The sequence below is a fragment of the Chthoniobacterales bacterium genome, assembly GCA_036569045.1.
GTDB lineage: Bacteria > Verrucomicrobiota > Verrucomicrobiia > Chthoniobacterales > JAATET01 > JAATET01.
The window spans coordinates 57,970-76,576 of sequence record DATCRI010000087.1 but is presented as its reverse complement, the minus strand read 5'-3'; the positions used below and the strand labels follow the sequence as shown (position 1 = coordinate 76,576).

At 63.2% G+C, this 18,607-nt stretch carries 19 protein-coding genes and 1 tRNA gene; 15 read left to right on the top strand and 5 right to left on the bottom strand.

The annotated features are described in order from the left end of the window. Positions 1-3 precede the first annotated feature (3 nt). From VIM61_15690 to VIM61_15650, 9 genes are read left to right on the top strand one after another with little or no spacing between them, the layout of a single operon-like run. Positions 4-1,263, top strand: coding sequence for an FAD-dependent oxidoreductase (locus tag VIM61_15690; GenBank protein ID HEY8901854.1), 1,260 nt, complete (start codon positions 4-6; stop codon positions 1,261-1,263). Continuing rightward, positions 1,260-2,033, top strand: coding sequence for a DUF1365 domain-containing protein (locus VIM61_15685; protein HEY8901853.1), 774 nt, complete (start codon positions 1,260-1,262; stop codon positions 2,031-2,033). Before VIM61_15690 ends, VIM61_15685 begins: the two co-directional genes overlap by 4 nt. Further along, a complete protein-coding gene (locus VIM61_15680; GenBank protein ID HEY8901852.1) occupies positions 2,030-2,449 on the top strand; it encodes a secondary thiamine-phosphate synthase enzyme YjbQ in 420 nt (139 codons plus the stop codon). Before VIM61_15685 ends, VIM61_15680 begins: the two co-directional genes overlap by 4 nt. Further along, complete coding sequence (locus VIM61_15675; GenBank protein HEY8901851.1) at positions 2,446-3,687, top strand: cyclopropane-fatty-acyl-phospholipid synthase family protein; 1,242 nt, start codon at positions 2,446-2,448, stop codon at positions 3,685-3,687. Before VIM61_15680 ends, VIM61_15675 begins: the two co-directional genes overlap by 4 nt. A 28-nt stretch (positions 3,688-3,715) precedes the next feature. Continuing rightward, the gene (locus tag VIM61_15670) at positions 3,716-4,510 is read left to right on the top strand and encodes a DUF1295 domain-containing protein (GenBank protein HEY8901850.1); all 795 of its coding nucleotides are present in this window, start codon (positions 3,716-3,718) and stop codon (positions 4,508-4,510) included. Next, positions 4,507-5,538 carry a cyclopropane-fatty-acyl-phospholipid synthase family protein gene (locus VIM61_15665; protein HEY8901849.1) on the top strand — a complete coding sequence of 344 codons (1,032 nt, stop codon included), beginning with the start codon at positions 4,507-4,509 and terminating at the stop codon, positions 5,536-5,538. Before VIM61_15670 ends, VIM61_15665 begins: the two co-directional genes overlap by 4 nt. Continuing rightward, positions 5,535-6,278 carry a hypothetical protein gene (locus VIM61_15660; GenBank protein ID HEY8901848.1) on the top strand — a complete coding sequence of 248 codons (744 nt, stop codon included), beginning with the start codon at positions 5,535-5,537 and terminating at the stop codon, positions 6,276-6,278. The genes VIM61_15665 and VIM61_15660 overlap by 4 nt, the downstream gene beginning before the upstream one ends. A 9-nt stretch (positions 6,279-6,287) precedes the next feature. Continuing rightward, positions 6,288-7,388, top strand: a complete 1,101-nt coding sequence (locus tag VIM61_15655) for a hypothetical protein (protein ID HEY8901847.1) — start codon at positions 6,288-6,290, stop codon at positions 7,386-7,388. Beyond that, a complete protein-coding gene (locus VIM61_15650) occupies positions 7,385-8,188 on the top strand; it encodes an ABC-2 family transporter protein (protein HEY8901846.1) in 804 nt (267 codons plus the stop codon). Before VIM61_15655 ends, VIM61_15650 begins: the two co-directional genes overlap by 4 nt. Positions 8,189-8,205: 17 nt before the next feature. Here the strand turns inward: VIM61_15650 and VIM61_15645 are convergent, their stop codons facing one another. Together VIM61_15645 and VIM61_15640 are read right to left on the bottom strand one after the other, a co-directional pair. Then, complete coding sequence (locus VIM61_15645; GenBank protein HEY8901845.1) at positions 8,206-9,186, bottom strand: delta-60 repeat domain-containing protein; 981 nt, start codon at positions 9,184-9,186, stop codon at positions 8,206-8,208. Between the two features lie 51 nt (positions 9,187-9,237). Continuing rightward, a complete protein-coding gene (locus VIM61_15640; protein ID HEY8901844.1) occupies positions 9,238-10,479 on the bottom strand; it encodes an MFS transporter in 1,242 nt (413 codons plus the stop codon). A gap of 58 nt (positions 10,480-10,537) precedes the next feature. Between VIM61_15640 and VIM61_15635 the strand changes: the two genes are divergently transcribed. Further along, a tRNA-Arg gene (locus tag VIM61_15635) sits at positions 10,538-10,611 on the top strand. Positions 10,612-10,625: 14 nt separating this feature from the next. Here VIM61_15635 and VIM61_15630 read toward each other — a convergent pair. Beyond that, positions 10,626-11,156, bottom strand: coding sequence for a peptidoglycan-binding domain-containing protein (locus VIM61_15630; protein ID HEY8901843.1), 531 nt, complete (start codon positions 11,154-11,156; stop codon positions 10,626-10,628). Between the two features lie 51 nt (positions 11,157-11,207). Next, positions 11,208-12,323: a redox-regulated ATPase YchF gene (gene ychF / locus VIM61_15625; protein HEY8901842.1), complete on the bottom strand. Its 1,116-nt coding sequence runs from the start codon at positions 12,321-12,323 to the stop codon at positions 11,208-11,210. Positions 12,324-12,381: 58 nt separating this feature from the next. On the opposite strand from ychF, the gene VIM61_15620 reads away from it, so the two are divergent. Together VIM61_15620 and VIM61_15615 are read left to right on the top strand one after the other, a co-directional pair. Further along, positions 12,382-13,119, top strand: coding sequence for a Nif3-like dinuclear metal center hexameric protein (locus VIM61_15620; GenBank protein HEY8901841.1), 738 nt, complete (start codon positions 12,382-12,384; stop codon positions 13,117-13,119). 12 nt (positions 13,120-13,131) lie between these two features. Next, positions 13,132-13,725: a DNA-3-methyladenine glycosylase gene (locus VIM61_15615; GenBank protein ID HEY8901840.1), complete on the top strand. Its 594-nt coding sequence runs from the start codon at positions 13,132-13,134 to the stop codon at positions 13,723-13,725. Positions 13,726-14,251: 526 nt separating this feature from the next. On the opposite strand, the gene VIM61_15610 is transcribed toward VIM61_15615, so the two are convergent. After that, positions 14,252-14,734 (bottom strand): L,D-transpeptidase, encoded by a 483-nt coding sequence (locus VIM61_15610; GenBank protein ID HEY8901839.1) that lies wholly within the window; start codon positions 14,732-14,734, stop codon positions 14,252-14,254. A 15-nt stretch (positions 14,735-14,749) separates the two neighbouring features. On the opposite strand from VIM61_15610, the gene VIM61_15605 reads away from it, so the two are divergent. The 3 genes from VIM61_15605 to VIM61_15595 all read left to right on the top strand — a co-directional run bounded on the left by VIM61_15605 (position 14,750) and on the right by VIM61_15595 (position 18,599). Continuing rightward, positions 14,750-15,748, top strand: coding sequence for an aspartate-semialdehyde dehydrogenase (locus VIM61_15605; GenBank protein HEY8901838.1), 999 nt, complete (start codon positions 14,750-14,752; stop codon positions 15,746-15,748). A gap of 218 nt (positions 15,749-15,966) precedes the next feature. Next, positions 15,967-16,833, top strand: coding sequence for a PEP-CTERM sorting domain-containing protein (locus tag VIM61_15600; GenBank protein HEY8901837.1), 867 nt, complete (start codon positions 15,967-15,969; stop codon positions 16,831-16,833). A 200-nt stretch (positions 16,834-17,033) separates the two neighbouring features. After that, the gene (locus VIM61_15595; protein ID HEY8901836.1) at positions 17,034-18,599 is read left to right on the top strand and encodes a choice-of-anchor tandem repeat NxxGxxAF-containing protein; all 1,566 of its coding nucleotides are present in this window, start codon (positions 17,034-17,036) and stop codon (positions 18,597-18,599) included. The last annotated feature ends 8 nt before the right edge of the window (positions 18,600-18,607 follow it).

Below are 18,607 nucleotides of genomic sequence, written 5' to 3'. Positions count from 1 at the left end.
ACCGTGGAACGGATTGCGATCATCGGGACTGGCATCGCCGGTCTCGGCTGCGCGTGGAACCTCCGCGAGCAGGCCCGCCTCACGCTCTTCGAACAGGCGGCTCGCCCCGGCGGCCACACGAACACGGTCGTCGCCGACGAGGACGGTCGCGAGGTGCCGATCGACACCGGCTTCATCGTCTTCAACCGCGTCACCTACCCGAATCTCTGCCGACTCTTCGAGGAACTGGGCGTCGCCACGCAGCCCAGCGAGATGTCGTTCAGCGTTCAGCATCTGCCGGACGATCTCGAATACAACGGCATGGGGCTGCGCAAGGTCTTCGCCCAGAAGCGCAATCTTCTCCGTCCTCGCTTTCATCGGCTGCTCGGCGAGATCACGCGTTTCTTTCAGGTCGCGAATGCTTCGCTCGACGATCCGGCCGTGCGCGACCTCAGCGTGCGCCAGTTTGCGGAACAGCACGGCTTTGGCCGCGACCTGCTGGAACACTATCTCGTGCCGATGAGCGCCGCGATCTGGTCTTCGCAGCCCGAAGGCGTGCTCGATTTTCCGGCCGCGATGCTCCTCCGCTTCTTCCACAACCACGGCTTCCTCGGCGTGAAGACGCACCATCCGTGGTTCACGGTCAGCCGCGGCGCGCGCAGCTACGTGCGGCGCATTCTCGAAAAGTTCACCGATGTCCGGCTGGGCTCGCCGGTGGTTTCGGTCGAGGAGTCGCCAGCCGGAGCCACGATTCGCACTGCGGACGACGCCGCGGCGGATTTTGACCGCGTGATCATCGCCGCGCACGGCGATCAGGCGCTCCGGATGCTCGCCCGCCCGGATGCCGAACAGCAAAGGCTCCTCGGCGCTTTCGCCTACCAGCCTAACCTCGCGACGCTGCACACGGATGCCTCGCTGATGCCGCGCCGCCGCATCGCCTGGGCCTCGTGGAACTACCGGATCGACGCGCAGGAGCGCCCGTCGCTGCACTACTGGATGAACGCGTTGCAGAACGTGTCCCCGCGCCGCGACTACTTCGTCTCGCTAAATTCGCGCGACCTCGTCGATCCCGCGAAGATCATCTACGAGACCGAATACGAGCACCCGATCTTCACGCTCGAGGCTTTGCGCGCGCAGGCGGAGCTGCCCAGCCTCAACCGCCGTTCGCCGACACAGCGCGTCTATTTTTGCGGCAGCTATTTCCACTACGGCTTTCACGAGGATGCCTACTGGTCCGCGCTCGAGGCCTGCGCTGCCGTGCGCGAACATCTCGCCGCCGCATGAACTCCGCGATCTACGAATGCTCGGTAATGCACCGCCGTCTCTCGCCGAAGCGGCACGAGTTCGTCTATCGCATTTTCCTCATGTGGCTCGATCTCGACGAGCTGGAGCGGATCGAGCGGGAGATTCCGCTCTTCGCCGTCAACGAGCCCGGCCTCTACAGCCTGCACGATGCCGATCACTTTTCACTCGGCCGCTCGAGCATCCGGGAGAACGTCGTGGAGTTCCTGCGCCGGGAGGGCGAGACGCGCGAGCCCGCCGCCGTGCGGGTGCTCACGCTGCCGCGCGTCTTCGGCTACACCTTCAATCCCATCTCGGTCTTCTTTTTCTACGACGCCGCGGGCGAACCCTACACGTCCGTCGTCGAGGTCGAGAACACCTTCCACGAGCGCAAGCCGTTCCTCGTCCCGCGCAAGGAAGTAGGGTTCCATCGTCGCGCGACGAAGCATTTCTACGTCTCGCCGTTTTCCGATCTCGATCTCGCCTTCGACTTCCGTTTCGACGCCCCGGGCGAGCATCTGCGCATCTTCATCGACGACTACCGCGGCGAAGAACGCGAGCTCATCAGCACGCTCACCGGCACCCGCGTGCCGCTCACCGCGGCAAATCTGGCGCGTTTCACGGTCAAGTATCCGCTCATCACGCTCAAGGTGATCGGCGCGATCCACTGGGAGGCGCTGCGCCTGTGGCTGAAGCGCGTGCCGTTTCATCGAAAAGAAGTGAACCGCGAGCAGCAACGTGACGTATTCAATCCCCACCGATCCCTGCGATGAAATCCTACCGCAAAGAACTCTGGTTCGACGTCCGGCAACGGCGTGAGTTTTTCAACATCACCGGCGAGGTCGAGCGCTGCCTTGCCGAGAGCGGCGTTCGCGAAGGTCTCTGCCTCGTGAACGCCATGCACATCAGCGCTAGCGTGTTCATCAATGACGACGAGCGCGGCCTGCATGCCGACCTCGAGAAATGGCTCGAGGCGCTGGCGCCGGAAAAGCCGCACGCCCAATACCTTCACAATCGCACCGGCGAAGACAACGCGGATGCGCATCTCAAGCGCACGATCATGGGCCGCGAGGTGGTCGTCGCCATCACCGCCGGCCGGCTGGACTTCGGGCCGTGGGAACAGATTTTCTATGGGGAATTCGACGGCCTTCGCCGCAAGCGCGTGCTCGTGAAGATCATTGGCGAGTGAAGACCGTCTTCCGCAATCTCGTGCTGAATTCGCTGCGACCGCTGCAAGGCGGATCGCTCGAGCTGGTGCTACCTGATGGCTGCGCGCAGTGGTTTGGCGGCCTCGACAAGCGCCAGCCGGCCCGCATCGAGATTCACGACGAGGCGTTCTTCCAGCGCTGCGTGCTCTTCGGGCCGATCGGCTTTGCCGAGGCCTACCTCGACGGCCAGTGGGAAACGCCCGACCTCACCCGCGTGATCGCCTTTTTCATTCGCAATGCCGAGGACTCCGGCGCGATGCAGACCGAGGGCGGTGCGAAGGCCGCGTTCTTGAATCTTCTGAACGCCGCGAACCGCGTCCGCCACCTGCTGCGGCCGAATAGCGAGGCGAAGGCGCGCGAGAACATTCGTGAGCACTACGACCTCAGCAACGACTTCTTCAAGCTCTGGCTCGACCCGTCGATGACGTATTCGTCGGCCGTCTTCGATCCGCCGGCGCTTTCGCTCGAAGAAGCCCAGATCGAAAAAATCGATCGCCTGTGCCGCAAGCTTCAGCTCCGGGCCGGCGACCGCCTGCTGGAGATCGGCACGGGTTGGGGCGCGTTCTCCATTCACGCCGCTCGGAAATACGGCTGCCGCGTGACGACGATCACCATTTCCGAGGCCCAGCTCGCCGAGGCGCAGACGCGCATCGCCGCGGCGGGTCTTGCCGACCGGATCGACGTGCGGCTGGAGGATTATCGCCGGCTCTCCGGGCGCTTCGACAAGATCGTGTCCGTGGAAATGATCGAGGCCGTCGGCGATCGCTACCTCGACGAATATTTCGACTGCTGCCAGCGCCTGCTCGAGCTGCACGGGCTCTTCGCGCTGCAAATGATCACCTGTCCGGATCGCCAGTTTCGCATCCTTCGCGACGGCGTCGATTTCATCCAGAAGCACATCTTTCCCGGTTCGCTGCTCGTCTCGCAGGCCCGCGTGACGCAGGCCCTCAATCGCACCGGCACGCTCAACCTCTTCGACTGGGAGGATCTCGGCCCGCATTACGCGAAGACGCTCGCGCTCTGGGCGGAGCGTTTCGAGGCCCGGCGCGAGGAGGTTCGCGCGCTTGGCTTCGACGAGTGGTTCCTGCGCAAGTGGCGCTACTACCTGCGCTATTGCGAGGCGGCGTTCGCGACGCGACACATCTCGGTCGTGCAGGCGGTTTACTCTCGCCCGGACAATTCCGGCATCCGTTCCGACGTGTATGATCTCTTTTCGTAATTAACCGTTTCTCGAAGACGCAAAACGCATGACAGACGCATTCTGGTTCCTTCTCACGACGGGCGCGGCCGTGGCCATGACGATGATGGTCGCGGTCTGGTTCCTCGCCCGATGGTTCAACAATGCCGGCATCGTCGATGTCGCGTGGGCGCTGGGCTTTGCGGTGCTGGCCGGCATCTATTTTCTCATCGGTGAGGGCGATCCCACGCGCCGTTTGCTGATCTGCGGCATGGCGGGACTGTGGGGCGCGCGCCTGGGAATCTATCTCTGGATTCGGGTTTCGCGGCATCATCCGGAGGAGGACGGCCGCTACGCCACGCTGCGTGAGCAATACCCGCGGAACACGTGGCTGATGTTCTTTGGCTTCTTTCAGCTGCAGGCCGTCCTGCTCGCGGTGCTCAGCGCGCCTTTTGCCATGGCGGCTTCGAATCCGAACGCGGGAATCTCCACCTGGGAATGGGCGGGCGTGGCGCTGTGGCTGGTCGCGATGCTCGGCGAGGCGCTGGCCGACTGGCAGCTCCATGAGTTCCGCTCCGTGCCGGAAAACAAGGGCCGGACGTGCCGCATCGGTCTCTGGCGCGCCTCACGCCATCCGAATTACTTCTTCGAATGGTTGATCTGGGTCGCGTATTTCGTCTTCGCGCTCGGCTCGCCCGACGGGTGGATGACCTTCTTCTGCCCGGCGCTGATGCTGTTCTTCCTCTTCAAGGTCACGGGAATCCCGGCCACCGAGGCGCAGGCGGTGAAGTCGCGCGGGGACGAGTATCGCGAATACCAGCGCACCACGAGCGTGTTCGTGCCGTGGTTCCCCAAAAAATCATGATCAATCTCGACACACTCCTGGCGAGGGACCTCCTGCCCGACGCCGCGATCCGCCTTGGCATCCGCAACCTGCTCGGGCGAAAACTTCGGGAGGAAAATCGCGGCGACGTCGAGAGTCAGCGGCGCGCGTTGCAGGACTTCGTGCATGATTTGAAGGCCAGCCCGATCGCCATCAAGACCGCCGCGGCGAACGAGCAGCATTACGAGGTGCCGACGGAGTTTTTCCAGCTCTGTCTCGGGCCGCGGCTGAAATACAGCTCCGGATACTGGCCGCGCGAGGACACGACGTTCGCGGAATCCGAGGAGGCGATGCTGGCGCTCACGTGCGAGCGCGCGGAGCTGAGCGACGACCTCGACATCCTCGAGCTCGGCTGCGGCTGGGGCAGTCTCACGCTCTGGATGGCGGAGAAATATCCGACGGCGCGCATCACCGCCGTGTCGAACTCCGCGACGCAGCGTGCCCACATCGAGGCGGCATGCCGCGCAAGAGGCTTTGCGAACGTCACCGTGATCACGTGCGACATGAACGATCTCGCCCTCGATGCGGAGCAGTTCGATCGCGCGGTGAGCGTCGAGATGTTCGAGCACATGAAGAATTACCAGGCGTTGCTTGCGAAGATCGCGTTGTGGCTGCGGCCGGGAGGCAGGCTGTTCGTCCACATCTTCACCCATCGCGAGTATGCCTACCATTTCGTGGGCAAGGATCCGTCGGACTGGATCACGCGTTACTTCTTCGAGGGCGGCACGATGCCGTCGGATGACCTGTTGCTCTATTTTCAGGACGATCTTCGCATCGAGGAGCATTGGCGCGTAAGCGGCACGCATTACCAGCGCACCGCCGAGGCCTGGCTGGCAAACATGGATGCCAACGACGCCCGGATTCGCCCGCTGCTCGAACAGACTTACGGCCCGGAGCAGGCGGCAAAGTGGCGCGCGTATTGGCGGGTGTTTTATCTCTCCTGCGCGGAGCTGTGGGGCTACCGCAACGGGCAGGAATGGATCGTTTCGCATTACCGCTTCCGCAAATGAGGCGCTTCGTCTGGCTGCTCCTGCTTTTGCCGGCCCTGCTTCGGGCGGAGAACGTCGCGGACCTGATCCGGCAGGGGGACGCCCTTGACGCGAAGAATAGGAATGCCGAGGCGCTCGTGATTTTCCTCGAGGCCGAGGCAGCGAAGCCGAACGACGCCCTCATCCTCCGGTGCATTGCGAAGCAGTATTCGCAGCAGATGGTCAGCGAATCCACGTCACCCAGGAATCGCGAACTGGGGGCGAAGGCGCTCGACTATGCGAAGCGCGCCGAAGCGGCGGATCCGGGCAACGCCGAGGGGCACCTCTCGCTGGCAATTGTCTACGGCAAGGTCGCGATGATGGAGTCCCCGCGCACGAAGGTCGCCTATTCGCGCCTCATCAAGGAGGAGGCCGAGAAGGCCATCCAGCTCGATCCGTCGCAGGATTACGCGTGGCATGTGCTTGGGCGCTGGAATTACGAACTCGCGAACTTCAACGCCGCGCTGCGATTTCTCGCGCAGGCCATCTACGGGAAATTTCCCGAGGCCTCGAACGAACGGGCGGCGGAGTGTTTCCGGCGCGCCATTTCTCTCCGGCCCCAACGGGTGATTCATCATATCGAACTAGGCCGCACCTACGCGGCGCTGGGCCGGAAGGAAGAAGCTCGCGCGGAACTCGAAAAAGGCCTTAGCCTTCCTTCCCGCGAGAAAGATGACGACGAAACCAAGGCACGGGGGAGAAAGGCGCTGGCGGCGCTTTAGCGCACGGCCATGAAGCGCGTGCTCGTCCTGACCGCGAGCTTCGGCGAAGGGCACAACACCGCCGCTCGCTCGATTCGCGAGGCCCTCGAGGCCACCGGCGAGGCCGAGGTGCGCGTGGGCGATCTCTACGAAGACGCCGTGCCGCTGATGAACTCCACCGTTAAGGTGGGCTATTCCTTCGCGATCAATCGCGCACCGTGGATCTGGAGGCTGATTTTTCTCGGCCTCGATCGGCCCGGTTGGATGGAAAAAACGATGTGGGCGGCCCGCGCCCTGCGCGACGAGCTGGACCAGGCGATCGCCGATTTCCGGCCCGACATCATCGTCTCGACGTATCCGCTCTACGGTTATCTTTTCCGCGACATCCAGAAGCGCCGGCTCGGCGTGCACATGCCCATCGTGACGGTGATCACGGACTCCGTGGGCGTGAACTCCGCCTGGCATCGTTGCCTCTCCGACGCGTTTGTCGTCGCGGACGAGGAGACCGCCGATCTGTTGCGCGGTCGCGGAATCCCCGAGAAAATCGTGCATGCGCTCGGATTTCCGGTTTCGCGTTTCTTCGCGACCGGTGCGCCCGTCGCGGCGACCGATGGACCGCCGTGGAAGCTGCTTTTCATGCCCTCCACGCAGCTCAATCTCACGCTGCGCCAGATCCAGACGCTCGGCAAACTTCCCAATGTGGAGCTCACCGTCGTCACGGGGAAGCACGTGCGCCTGTTCGAGGCCCTGAAATCCGCCGGGCTCGGCAACGACAGGAAATGCCGCCTGATCGGCTGGACCGACGCCATGCCGCGCCTGCTCTGCGAGCATCACGCCTTCATCGGCAAGGCCGGCGGCGCGATCGTGCAGGAGGCCATCGCGGCGCAATGTCCGTTCCTCGTCAGCCATCTCGTGCCCGGTCAGGAGGAGGGCAATATTGCGATGCTCCTGCGCCGGGGCGTGGGCGAGCCGGCTTTCGGCAAGCCCGAGCGGCTGGCCGCGGTTGTCGAGGGCGCGTTTGCGGATAACGCCCGCATCTGGCGAGGCTGGAAGGCGAATCTCGCGCAGGTCAGCCGCGCCGATGCGTCGGATCGGATCGCCCGGTTCGTCCTCGATTTCCCCGGGGCATGACCACGCTGCGCCGCTACGCGGAGATTTACGCCATCATGCTGCGGAACTCGGTGATCCGCGAAATGAACTTCAAGGCGAACTTCCTGCTGTGGCTCGCCGTCGAGTTGCTGTGGTTCTTCGGGCAGATCATTTTTATCGAGGTCATCTTTGGTTACACCGAGAACATCGGCGGCTGGACGAAATGGGAGATGGTCCTGCTGATCGGCACGCACCAGGTCGTGGCGCAGATTTTCCAGGCGTTCTTCTACATGAACCTGTCGAACATCCCGGAACTCGTTCGCACGGGGAAAATGGATTTTCTGCTGATGCTGCCGGTCGACGCGCAGTTTGCCGTGTCGGTGAAGCAATTCGGCCTCGATAGCCTCGTGAATACGCTGGTCGGCATCGCCTTTGTGCTGACGGCGGTGTGGAAACTCGGCGTGAGCATTTCCGCCGCGCAGGTCGCGCTGTATCTCGCCTGCGTGATGTGCGGCGTGGCGGTGCACTACGCCGTGATGCTCGGGCTGGCCTCGGTGAGTTTTTGGGTCGTGCGCGCGGACGGCCTCATCCACGGTTACTACAACCTTTTCAATCTCGGCCGCTATCCCGACGTGATCTACCGGGGGATGTTCAAGTTCGTGTTCACCTGGGTGCTGCCGATCGTGCTCGTAACGAACGTGCCGGCACGGGTGCTGGCGCGTTTCGGCGAGACGCCGGGGCCGGCGATCGGGCAGCTGGCGGCGGTCACGCTCGGCCTGTTGCTCGTCACGCGACTGATCTGGCAGGCCGCCGTGCGCCGCTACGGCAGCGCGAGTTCGTAGAGAAACCGCGGGAGACCTTACGGCGCGGTGAGAATGTTCCGCGCGGGCTGGCCGGGAATCTCGAACGTGCCGCCGGCGAGGATCGCGCCATTGGCCAGCACCGCGAGGCTGCGAATCGTGCCGGCGCCGGAATTGGCGGCGGTCACGGGAGCGTCGAGCGTGCTGTCGGCATTGAACCGGGCGAGGTTCTGGCGCGGGGTCGAGCCGACCTGCGAGAATTTGCCGCCGATGAGGATCTTGCCATCGGGCTGGACGGCGATGGCGTAGACCGAGCCGTTCGGGCTCTGACCTTCGGCGAACTTCGGATCGATGGTGCCGTTCGCGAGGTATCGGACGAAATTCTGGAGCGGCAGGCCCTGCGCGCTCGTGAAATAGCCGCCCACGAGGAGATTGCCGCTGCCGTCGACCGCGAGGGCGTAGACGGCGCCATTTACGCCGTCGGTGGATGCGGCGAGGAAGCTGGGATCGAGCGTGCCGTCGGCCTTGATGCGGGCGAGGTTGGCGCGGGGCTGGCCGTTCACCGTGGTGAAGCGGCCGCCGACGATGGCGCTGCCGTCCGCCATGGCCACGATCGCGTAGACGGAGCCGTCGATGCCTTCACCGCTGAAGACCGACTGCGCGGGGCTGCCGACCTTCTTCGATTTCTTTTCGAGGCCGGCCTGCTCGGCCAGCTTGCTGGCGCTTTCGTCCGGGGAGGCGGCGTTCAGGCCCTGCTGTTTGGCAAGGGAGGAGGCGCTTTCCTCGGGATCCTGGCTCGGATCGGCGAGGCCGTTCTGGTTCGCGAGGGACTGGGCGCTCTGGTCGGTATCCTGGCTGGCGCCATCCGCGACGCCATTCTCTTGCGCGAGCGCTTCGGCGCTTTGGTCCTGATTGCCGGAGTCGGGACCAAGGTCCTGGTCGGCAAGTTGACTGGCGCTTTCCTCCGCGAGCGTCCGGGGGACCAGGGGGACGGTGAAGAAAAGCGTGGCGAGAAGAATGCCTGCGGGGATGCGCTTCATGCGCGCTACTCCAGCGGCGCACGGGTGCGAAATCAAGCGCCGAAGCGCGGGCTAGACCGGTTCGATGTAGTCGAGATCCTTGCCGTGCGTTTCTTCGAGGCCGGCAAGGGCCCACGCGGCGATGCCGATACAGACCACGCCGACCACGAGAGCGGCGGGGATCATTCCCAGCGGCCCCTTCAGCGCGGCGAAACTCCAGGTGATCGGCAGAAGCGAGCCGCGCACGAAATTCGGCACCGTGGTGGCCACCGTCGAGCGGATGTTCGTGCCGAATTGCTCCGCGGCGATCGTCACGAACAGCGCCCAGTAGCCGATGCCGACGCCGATCACGAAAATGATGAGGTAGAACATCGCGGCGCTCACCCCGTGCGAGAACAGATATGCGATCACCGCGGCGAGGGTGAGCGCGAGAAACGCGGCGACGATCTTCTTTCGGGAGCGGAAGAACTGGCTGAGAGCGCCGCTGAAGAAATCACCGAACGTGAGACCGAGATAAACGCTGGAGACGGCGTAGCCGGCCGCAACGTCGCCGGAGACGCCGAGCTGCCTGGCGAATTCCGGCGAGAACGTGACGAGCACGCCCACGACGAACCAGCTCGGCAGGCCGATCAGGATACAGCGCAGGTATTTCAGGAAGCGGGGGCCATTCGTGAACAGTGAGAAGAAATCGCCCCGCCGCACGCCGACGGATTGCTGCTTCAATTCGCGGAACATGCCGGATTCCGCCACGGTCACGCGCAGAAGCAGCAGGAGCAACCCGAGACCGCCGCCGAGGAAGTAGGCCATGCGCCAGTCCATGTGCTGCGCGACCCAGCCGCCCACGACGGCCCCGCTCACGCCCACGGTGGCGACGATCGTGGTGCCCCAGGCGCGAGCCTCCTTCGAGAGAATTTCCGAGACGAGCGTGATGCTGCCGCCGAGCTCGCCCGCGAGGCCAAAGCCCGCAATGAAGCGCAGCACTTCGTATTGCCAGAGGTTCGTCACGAACCCGTTCAGGATGTTGGCGAGCGAGTAGAGAATGATGGAGCCGAAGAGCAGCGAGACGCGGCCCCGGCGATCACCAAGGATGCCGAAGAAGATGCCGCCGATCAGCATGCCGAGCATCTGCACATTCGCGAGCCGGATGCCTAGGTCGACGAGCTCCTGGCCGGAAAAGCCGAGAGCGGTAAGGCTCGGCTTGCGCACGCTGAGGAAGAGCGTGAGGTCGTAGATATCGACGAAGTAGCCGAGGGCGCCGACGATGACGGCCGGTTGGAGGATTTCGCGCAGGCGGGATTTCACCCGCAGGGACATACACGGGATGCGCGCGTCCTTGCAATTCCCCCGGCGCTTGCGGATAGTCTCCGTCCGCGCACCGGTAGCTCAATTGGATAGAGCGCTGCCCTCCGAAGGCAGAGGTTGTGGGTTCGATCCCCGCCCGGTGCAGTTCTCTTTTTTCTCTAATCGTCGGAGGAGAGATACAGCAGGTCGAGCGCCTGAAGGGTCGTCTTGTCGAGGCGGCCGGTGCGCTTGAAGCGGTTGGCGGCCTGGTAATCGACGAGCGCCTGCGTGAGCGCGGCGTTGGGCATGCCGTTCACCGGACCGCGATAAAAGCGCAGCACTCGCAGATTTTCCTGCGCCTTCTTGACGGTGCGGACCTGGAACTCCGGCGGGGAATTCAGATAGGGACCGCCCACGAAAATGTCGGCCAGGGCCTTGCCGGGATCGACGACCTCGGGCGTGGGAGCGGGCGCGGATTTGATGCCGAGCGCGTTGAGCGTGGCGGGGTTCAATTCCCCGGTCACCCGCAGTTCCTGCGCGACCTGAAACCGCCGCACCGCCGCGGCGGTCTGGCTGCCCCATGAACCATCGACCGGGCCATTGTAGTAGCCCAGCTTGCCGAGCTTCGTCTGCACGGCGGCGGTGAGCTGGTCGGCGTAGGCCGCACCGGAAATCAGGACGAGCGCGAGGACGGCGAGAAGGGCTTTCATGGCTGGCCGAAATTCTAGACGCGGAACCCCCGATACGCCACGGGGGATTTTTCAGACGTTGAAGCGGAATTCCATCACGTCGCCGTCGGCCACGACGTATTCCTTGCCTTCGATGCGCAGGCGGCCGGCCTCGCGGGCCCTGGCCTGGCTGCCGAACTTCTTGAGCTCCTCGAAGGCGACGGTTTCCGCAGCGATGAAGCCGCGCTCGAAGTCGCTGTGGATCACGCCGGCGGCGGCGGGCGCCTTGTCGCCTTCGTGGATCGTCCAGGCGCGCGATTCCTTCGGCCCGGTCGTGAAATACGTGCGCAGGCCGAGCAGATGGTAGGCCGCGCGAATGAGAAGGCCGACGCCGGAGTCGTCCACGCCGAGGCCGGCGAGAAATTCCTTCGCCTCCTCGGGCGGAAGTTCGGCGAGCTCGCTCTCGATCTGGGCGCTGATGACGACGACTTCGCAGCCGAGGTGCTCGGTCGCGTATTTCTTCACCGCGGCGACGTGCTGGGCGGCGGGTTTGTCGCCGGAGAGGTCGGCGAGATCGTCTTCGCGGACGTTGCAGGCGAAGAGCGTGGGCTTCGCGCTGAGCAGGAAGAACTCGCGGAGGAGTTTCTTTTCCTCGTCGCTCAGCTCGACGGTGAGCGCGGGTTTTCCGCCGTCGAGATGCGGCAGGATTTTTTCGATGAGGGCGAGCTCGGCCTTGGCGGTCTTGTCGCCGGCGCGGGCGCCCTTCGTCTGGCGTTCGGCGCGTTTCTTGAGCGAGGCGATGTCGGCGAGGATGAGTTCGGTGTTGATGACCTCGATGTCGCGCACGGGATCGACAGAGCCGGAGACGTGATGAATGTCCTCGTCCTCGAAGCAGCGGACGACCTGCACGACCGCGTCCACCTCGCGGATGTGCGAGAGGAACTGGTTGCCGAGGCCTTCGCCCTCGCTCGCGCCGCGCACGAGGCCGGCGATGTCGACGAACTCGATGGCTGCGGGCAGCGTCTTCTCGGATTTGCTGAGCTTCGCGAGCTCGTCGAGGCGGGCGTCGGGCACGCTCACGATGCCGACGTTCGGCTCGATGGTGCAGAAGGGAAAATTGGCCGCGGCGGCTTTGCGCGTGCGGGTCAGGGCGTTGAAGAGGGTCGATTTGCCAACGTTCGGCAGACCCACGATTCCGGCTTTGAGCATAGGGGGCGGACGTTAAAGGACTTTGACAGAAATTACAGAACTAACGGATGTTCGCGCCATGGAACTCGCGGGAATCGTCGCCTTTCTGGATCGGGAACTCCGCACGGACGAGATCAAGGATTACCCCGGTGCGCACAACGGCCTGCAGCTCGCGAATGCGGGCGAGGTCACCCGCGTGGCCTGCGCGGTGGACGCCTGCGAGGCGGTGATCGACCAGGCGGTCGAGGCCGGCGCCGATCTGCTGATCGTGCACCACGGTTTTCTCTGGGGCGGCGCCCAGCGGATCGACGGCGCGCTCTACCGCAAGCTGCATCGGGCCATCACGGCCGGCTTGGCCATTTACAGCTCCCACCTGCCACTCGATCTCCATCCGAAACTCGGCAACAACGCGCTGCTCGCGAAAGCCCTCGGGATCAGGCGCACGACGCCGTTCCTTGAAATCGGCGTGCAGGCCGCGGTGAACCAGCCGTTGGTAGAGCTCATCGACCGAATCGAGGCTATCGTGCAGTCCCCGGTGCATGTCGCTCCGGGCGGACCGGACCGCGTGCGGCGGCTGGGCATCTGCTCCGGCGGCGCCGGCGGCGAGATCGCAAAGGCGGCTGCGGCCGGTGTGGACACCTTCCTCACTGGCGAGGGCCCGCATTGGAGCTTCACTGCGGCGGAGGAACTGGGCGTGAATCTGATCTACGCCGGGCATTACGCGACGGAGACTTTCGGCGTAAAGGCGCTCGGCGCGGCGCTCGAGCGAAAGTTCGATCTGCCGTGGGAGTTCCTCGACCACCCGAGCGGGCTGTAACTCGAGGCGAGCGTGATCACTCGGGATTTTTTCGAGCGGGCGCCGCTGGTCTGCGCCCGGCAGTTGATCGGCGCGGAGCTGATTTGGGGCGAGTGCTCGGGGATCATCGTGGAAACCGAAGCCTACGACACCGTGGGCGACGCGGCGTCCCACACGTTTTTCCGGCCGAGTTCGCGGGCCTTCGTCGAGCGGCACGGGCCGGGCACGGCCTACGTGTATTTGAACTACGGCATGCATTGGATGCTCAACGTGCTGGTGAAAGGGCCCCGTCGCCAGGGGTTCGTCCTCTTTCGCGCGCTGGAGCCGGTGAAGGGGATCGCCGCGATGGCCGGGCGCCGGGGCCTCGATGATGGCCGTCGGTTGTGTGCCGGGCCGGGGCGACTCACGCAGGCGCTCGGGATCGATGGGGCGTGGCATGGTCGCGATCTGTGCACGGATCCGGACCATGCGTTTCAGCCGCGGCTCGGGCGTCCGAAACTGGTGGCCGATGGCAGGATCGGTATCTCGGTGGCGGCGGAATTGCCGTGGCGCTTCACGCTCGCGGGCAGTCGCTACGTGAGCGTGCGTCCGCGGAACGCGCCGACGGACAAAAAAAGACCGGAATGATTTACGAGAAATCACTCCGGCCTGATTCAGGTGGCGGGATGTCTTACTTGGACATGCCCACGCTGGCCGGAGCCGGAGCCGGCTTCGACGCACAGGCGCCGAGGCTGAGCGAGGCGGCTGCGAAAACGGCGAACGCCGCGATCTTGACGAATTTCATGAAATATTTCCCCCCTTTCTTCGCAAATTGCTGGCCCTGTTAAACCGATTGCCGAAAGCGAGACAATACATTTTCCAAAAATGCGCGTCCGGGCGCAAAAAAGGCCGGAATGATCTCAAAACCATCCCGGCCTGAATGATGTGCAATGGCGAATTACTTCGACATGCCCATCGTGGACGGCATCGGAGCCGGAGCGGGCTTCGAAGCACAGGCACCGAGGCTGAGCGAAGCGGCCGCGAAGACGGTGAAGGCCGCGATCTTGACGAATTTCATGAAATATTTCCCCTCCTTTCCTTGCTGGAAGCTGGCGTTGATTAACGCTCCATCCCCACCGGGCGACAATGAAATTCGGGCCCGCCGCGACACCAATCAGGCGAGAATGTGCACCGGCGTCCCGGGGCGCACCCGGCCGTAGAGGTCGATCACGTCGGCGTTCCGCATCCGCACGCATCCGTGGCTCGCGGGCGTGCCGATCAGTGCCTCCTGGTTCGTCCCGTGGATGTAGACGTAGCGGTCGCGCGTGTTCGCATTCTGCGGCTCGAGTCCGCTGAGCCAGAGGATGCGGGAAAGGATGCCGTCCTCGTCGTCATCCGTGGCGGAAAAAATCCCGACCGGCTGTCGCCCTTTGAACGCCGTCCACGCCGGCGCATCGCCGCCGATCATCTCTCCGATGACGAATTGGCCCGTGGGCGTCCGGTAGCTTCCCGGCTCGGAGCCGAGCCCGTATTTCGAGGTTGAGACGGGATAGGTTGCCACGATGGTTTCGTCCTCGAGCAGGTCGAGCCGTTGCTCCGGCACGCTCACCCGAATGGAAAATGCCGATTGGCCCGAAGCGGAATCTGCGATAGACATAACCCTCTTTATTTTATGAGCAGGCAGTATCATGTGGCGATCGTCGGGGCAACCGGCGCGGTGGGAGTGGAAATGCTCGACGTGCTCGCGCGTCGCAAATTCCCCGTCGGCAAGCTCACCCTGCTCGCTTCGCCCCGTTCCGCGGGCAAAACCCTGCCATTCCGCGGCGAAGACGTCCCCGTGCAAGCGCTCGGGCCCGATTCGTTTGCCGGCGTCGACATCGCGCTCTTCAGCGCGGGCGGCGGCATCTCGAAGGAATATGCCCCGATCGCCGTGAAGGCCGGGGCCGTGGTGGTCGACAATTCGTCCGCCTTCCGCATGGACGACAATGTTCCGCTCGTCGTGCCCGAGATCAACGGCGCCGACGTGAAGCATCACGAGGGGATTATCGCGAATCCGAACTGCACGACCGCCATCACGCTCATGGCGCTCTACCCGCTGCATCAGAAGTTCCGGGTGAAGCGCGTCTTCGCGTCCAGCTACCAGGCCGTGTCCGGCGCCGGTGCCCAGGCCGTGGAAGAACTGCGCCAGCAGGTGAACGATATCGCCGCCGGCGTCGCGACGAAGCCCGAGGTTTTCTCCCATCAGATCGCCTTCAACGTCATCCCGCAGGTCGACTCGTTCCTCGACTCCGGCTACACGAAGGAAGAGATGAAGATGCAGAACGAAGGCCGGCGCATCATGCACCTGCCGATGTTCCGCGCCTCGGTGACCTGCGTGCGCGTGCCGGTTTACCGGGCGCATTCCGTGGCGGTGAGCGCCGAGTTCGAGCGTCCCGCCAGCGTAGCCGCCGCGCGCAAGGCCATCGACGCATTTCCCGGCATCCGGGTCGTCGACGTGCCAGCGGATCGCAAGTATCCCGTGCCGCTCGAAGTCGCCGGCAAGGACGACTGCGAAGTCGGTCGCCTGCGCCTCGATTGCGCGATGGAAAACGGCCTGACCTTCTGGGTCTGCGGCGACCAGCTCCTCAAAGGCGCCGCGCTCAACGCCGTGCAGATTGCGGAGCTGATTTGACGCCCGCTCAGGCAGGGAGCGAGGAGGCTCTCCGTGTGATAATCTTTGTTCGGAAGTAAATCGGCGTAATTTCTGAAAAAATTTGGGAATAACGTGCCCTTGTGAAGGGCTATGGCATTTCAGGCACGGTGGCTGCTGAGAGTGGCTCGCAACAGACGATGGCATAATTGTCGCAATTTGAATGTTCCTCGGGCTGCCGACGGACCGTGTTTATTCAAATGGCAAAAGTGCTGCCCTTGTTTCCATTCCCAATGAAAAATCCGCTGCCCACTTCCAAATCGCTTGTTCGTAAGCCATTCGTTTCGCTCCTTTCCATGGGAGCGCTGTGTTTTTCCGTCATGAGTGGCGCTTCTGCGGCCCCATTGCTTTCGGAATATTTTGATTATGCGGATGGCGATCTTTTAACGGTTTCGGGAGGAGCATGGGTTCTCAATAGCGGCAGCACGCCTTTGAATGTATCGTCTGGTAGGGCAATCACGACTTTTGCGAATTCGCAAGATGATGCACGGGCGTTTACTCCGGTTAGTAGCGGATCTTTGTATTATGGCCTCACAGCCACGGTTACTGCTGCCCCCAGCGCGAACGGAAGTTATTTCGCCACACTTTGGGACGGTGAAACGGGGGCCGCGAATGACTATTTCGGTCGCTTGCAAATCGCCCAAGGTTCCACCTCTACGAAATTCAAGTTAGGAATCATCAACGACAGTGGAAACGCGGTCGTTTATTCCGGTGCGGAGTTTGATTTGAACACGACAGTTCGAATTGTCGTGAAATTCGATTTTACGACGATGACCTCCACGTTGTGGATTAATCCAACTGGTGAAGGCAGTTCGTCAGTGACCGATTCGGTAGCGGCTGTTTTTTCAACCACTGTCGATGGCGAGACCTCGGTTCCTGGAGGCATAACGACAATGGGAAATATCCTGCTACGACAAGCGAGTGGGATCGGCACGACGGCAATCGACGGTCTGGTTGTTTCTACCAGCTTTGCTGACGTGAGTGCGGTTCCGGAGCCGGGAATGATTGCGTTGGCTGCTTTGGGAATCGGTGCGCTTTTTCTGAACTCCCGTCGTCGTCGGGTTTAGGAAAATTCTTTTGCAAAACCCCGGCGGGAATGATTCTCGTCGGGGTTTTACGTTTTTGAGATGAACCGGTTACCTACAATCCTTCGCAAAAAGGGGTTGTCGCTCTCTGTTGTTGGGCTAGTTTGGCGGCTCGTATGCGTCGCCAACTGATTGTTTCGCTTATCGGGGCCCGTTTGATTGGCTTTTGGGCTGCGGGCCTGATGGCGGTGGTTTTGCCGGCCTTTGGGCAGGCTGGGGCGAGCTATGACGTCGTGGCGTTTACCGGGCAGCCGGCGCCCGGTGGTGGGCAGTATTCGAATTTTGGGCTGCCGAAGCTCGGCGCGGATGGCACGGTGGCGTTCATCGACGGGATCGATGCCGAGTTCGGGACGCCTCGCGTGGTGGCCAGCTTCTTTGGAAAACCCCGACTGGTCGCCCAGGCGGGACAAGCTGCGCCGGAATCGGGCATGACTTACGACAGCTTCAGTGCGGTGTCGGTGGCCTTCGACGGGCGGGTGGCGTTCAATGGAACGACGACCGGACGCGGATTTTCCGTGGGGATTTTCGGGGAAAATGTCTCGCTGGCATTGCCGACGTCGTTCGTGGATTTTGGCCCGGCCGCGTTTCGCGCGGGGAATCTCGTGGCGATCAAGGGGGAACAGGCAACAGGTGCAGAGAGCTTCGCCGAAGTGCTTGGCTTGGTGAATGGCCAGGGAGCGACCACTCCGCTGGTCGAGGGACAGACGCTGCCCGGGCGCTCGGGAAACGTGCTGGTGCGGCGGATTTTTCAGGGCTCCGAGGGTGGCGCCGATGCCTACGATTCTCTTGCAGGGACGACGGTGGACGCGAACGAATCCGGCAATGTCGCATTGAAGGTGCTGACGACGCCCGGCCCGTCGCCCACGCCCTTCACGGTTCAGAATCTTTACGCGGGAGCGCCGAGTGCCCTGAAACGCGTGGCCACGGAGGGTGAACCGGCTCCCGCGATGCCGGGCGCTTATTTGAACGATCTCTCGCCCCATCCCTCGATCGCGTCGGACGGACACGTCGCCTTCAGCGCGACGATCTACGACAATAGCGAGAGTTCCTCGACGGCCGTTTTTGCGGGTTTTCCCGGGGCGTTGCAGCCCATCGTTCGGGGCGGCGACGCCGTGCCTACTACCAATGGGGTGACGTTTCACGACGTATTTGGGCCGGCGGTGGTCAACGAAACCGGCGACGTGATCTTCAAGGCGGTGATCCTTTATCCGAATGGCGGGACACGAGAGGGAATCTGGATCCAGCGTCGCTCGGGCGGTCCGGTCCTGATCGCGGCGAACGGCGTGTCTCTGCCGACGCCTTCCGGGAATCAGGTAGCCACGTCCGTGGATTTTGCCGGTCCCGGGACGTTCAATGACCTCCATCAATTTGTCTTCCGCGCGTCTTTTGCGAGCGGCGAGGGCATCTATCTCGCGGATACCCGTGCGGTGATCCCATGGGTGCGCGTCTCGTATCCCCGCAAGCCGCGGGATCGGGTCACGAAGGAGAATTCGATCACCATCCGCGGCACGGCCGAGGACGACACGGGAATCGCGAAGGTGGAATATACCGTCCAGCGCGACGCGAAGAGCCGCGGAAAGACTCGGAAGAAGGGCAAGAAAGTCACATTCCACAAGCTGGCGAAGGGCGACAAATTCTGGCGCTTCGAGGTGCCGCTCGTGATGGGGATCAATCGGATCTCCGTCACGGCGACCGATAAGCTCGGAAACGTCTCCGAGCCGCTCGTGCTGCGAATTCTTCGCTACTGATCGGCGTG

Excerpts from the sequence above, each read along its gene's own strand:
- VIM61_15685 (HEY8901853.1), top strand. The coding sequence starts at position 1,260 with ATGAACTCCGCGATCTACGAATGCTCGGTAATGCACCGCCGTCTCTCG.
- VIM61_15680 (HEY8901852.1), top strand. The coding sequence starts at position 2,030 with ATGAAATCCTACCGCAAAGAACTCTGGTTCGACGTCCGGCAACGGCGT.
- VIM61_15670 (HEY8901850.1), top strand. The coding sequence starts at position 3,716 with ATGACAGACGCATTCTGGTTCCTTCTCACGACGGGCGCGGCCGTGGCC.
- VIM61_15665 (HEY8901849.1), top strand. The coding sequence starts at position 4,507 with ATGATCAATCTCGACACACTCCTGGCGAGGGACCTCCTGCCCGACGCC.
- VIM61_15660 (HEY8901848.1), top strand. The coding sequence starts at position 5,535 with ATGAGGCGCTTCGTCTGGCTGCTCCTGCTTTTGCCGGCCCTGCTTCGG.
- VIM61_15655 (HEY8901847.1), top strand. The coding sequence starts at position 6,288 with ATGAAGCGCGTGCTCGTCCTGACCGCGAGCTTCGGCGAAGGGCACAAC.
- VIM61_15650 (HEY8901846.1), top strand. The coding sequence starts at position 7,385 with ATGACCACGCTGCGCCGCTACGCGGAGATTTACGCCATCATGCTGCGG.
- VIM61_15645 (HEY8901845.1), bottom strand. The coding sequence starts at position 9,186 with ATGAAGCGCATCCCCGCAGGCATTCTTCTCGCCACGCTTTTCTTCACC.
- VIM61_15640 (HEY8901844.1), bottom strand. The coding sequence starts at position 10,479 with ATGTCCCTGCGGGTGAAATCCCGCCTGCGCGAAATCCTCCAACCGGCC.
- VIM61_15630 (HEY8901843.1), bottom strand. The coding sequence starts at position 11,156 with ATGAAAGCCCTTCTCGCCGTCCTCGCGCTCGTCCTGATTTCCGGTGCG.
- ychF (HEY8901842.1), bottom strand. The coding sequence starts at position 12,323 with ATGCTCAAAGCCGGAATCGTGGGTCTGCCGAACGTTGGCAAATCGACC.
- VIM61_15620 (HEY8901841.1), top strand. The coding sequence starts at position 12,382 with ATGGAACTCGCGGGAATCGTCGCCTTTCTGGATCGGGAACTCCGCACG.
- VIM61_15610 (HEY8901839.1), bottom strand. The coding sequence starts at position 14,734 with ATGTCTATCGCAGATTCCGCTTCGGGCCAATCGGCATTTTCCATTCGG.
- VIM61_15605 (HEY8901838.1), top strand. The coding sequence starts at position 14,750 with ATGAGCAGGCAGTATCATGTGGCGATCGTCGGGGCAACCGGCGCGGTG.
- VIM61_15600 (HEY8901837.1), top strand. The coding sequence starts at position 15,967 with ATGGCAAAAGTGCTGCCCTTGTTTCCATTCCCAATGAAAAATCCGCTG.
- VIM61_15595 (HEY8901836.1), top strand. The coding sequence starts at position 17,034 with ATGGCGGTGGTTTTGCCGGCCTTTGGGCAGGCTGGGGCGAGCTATGAC.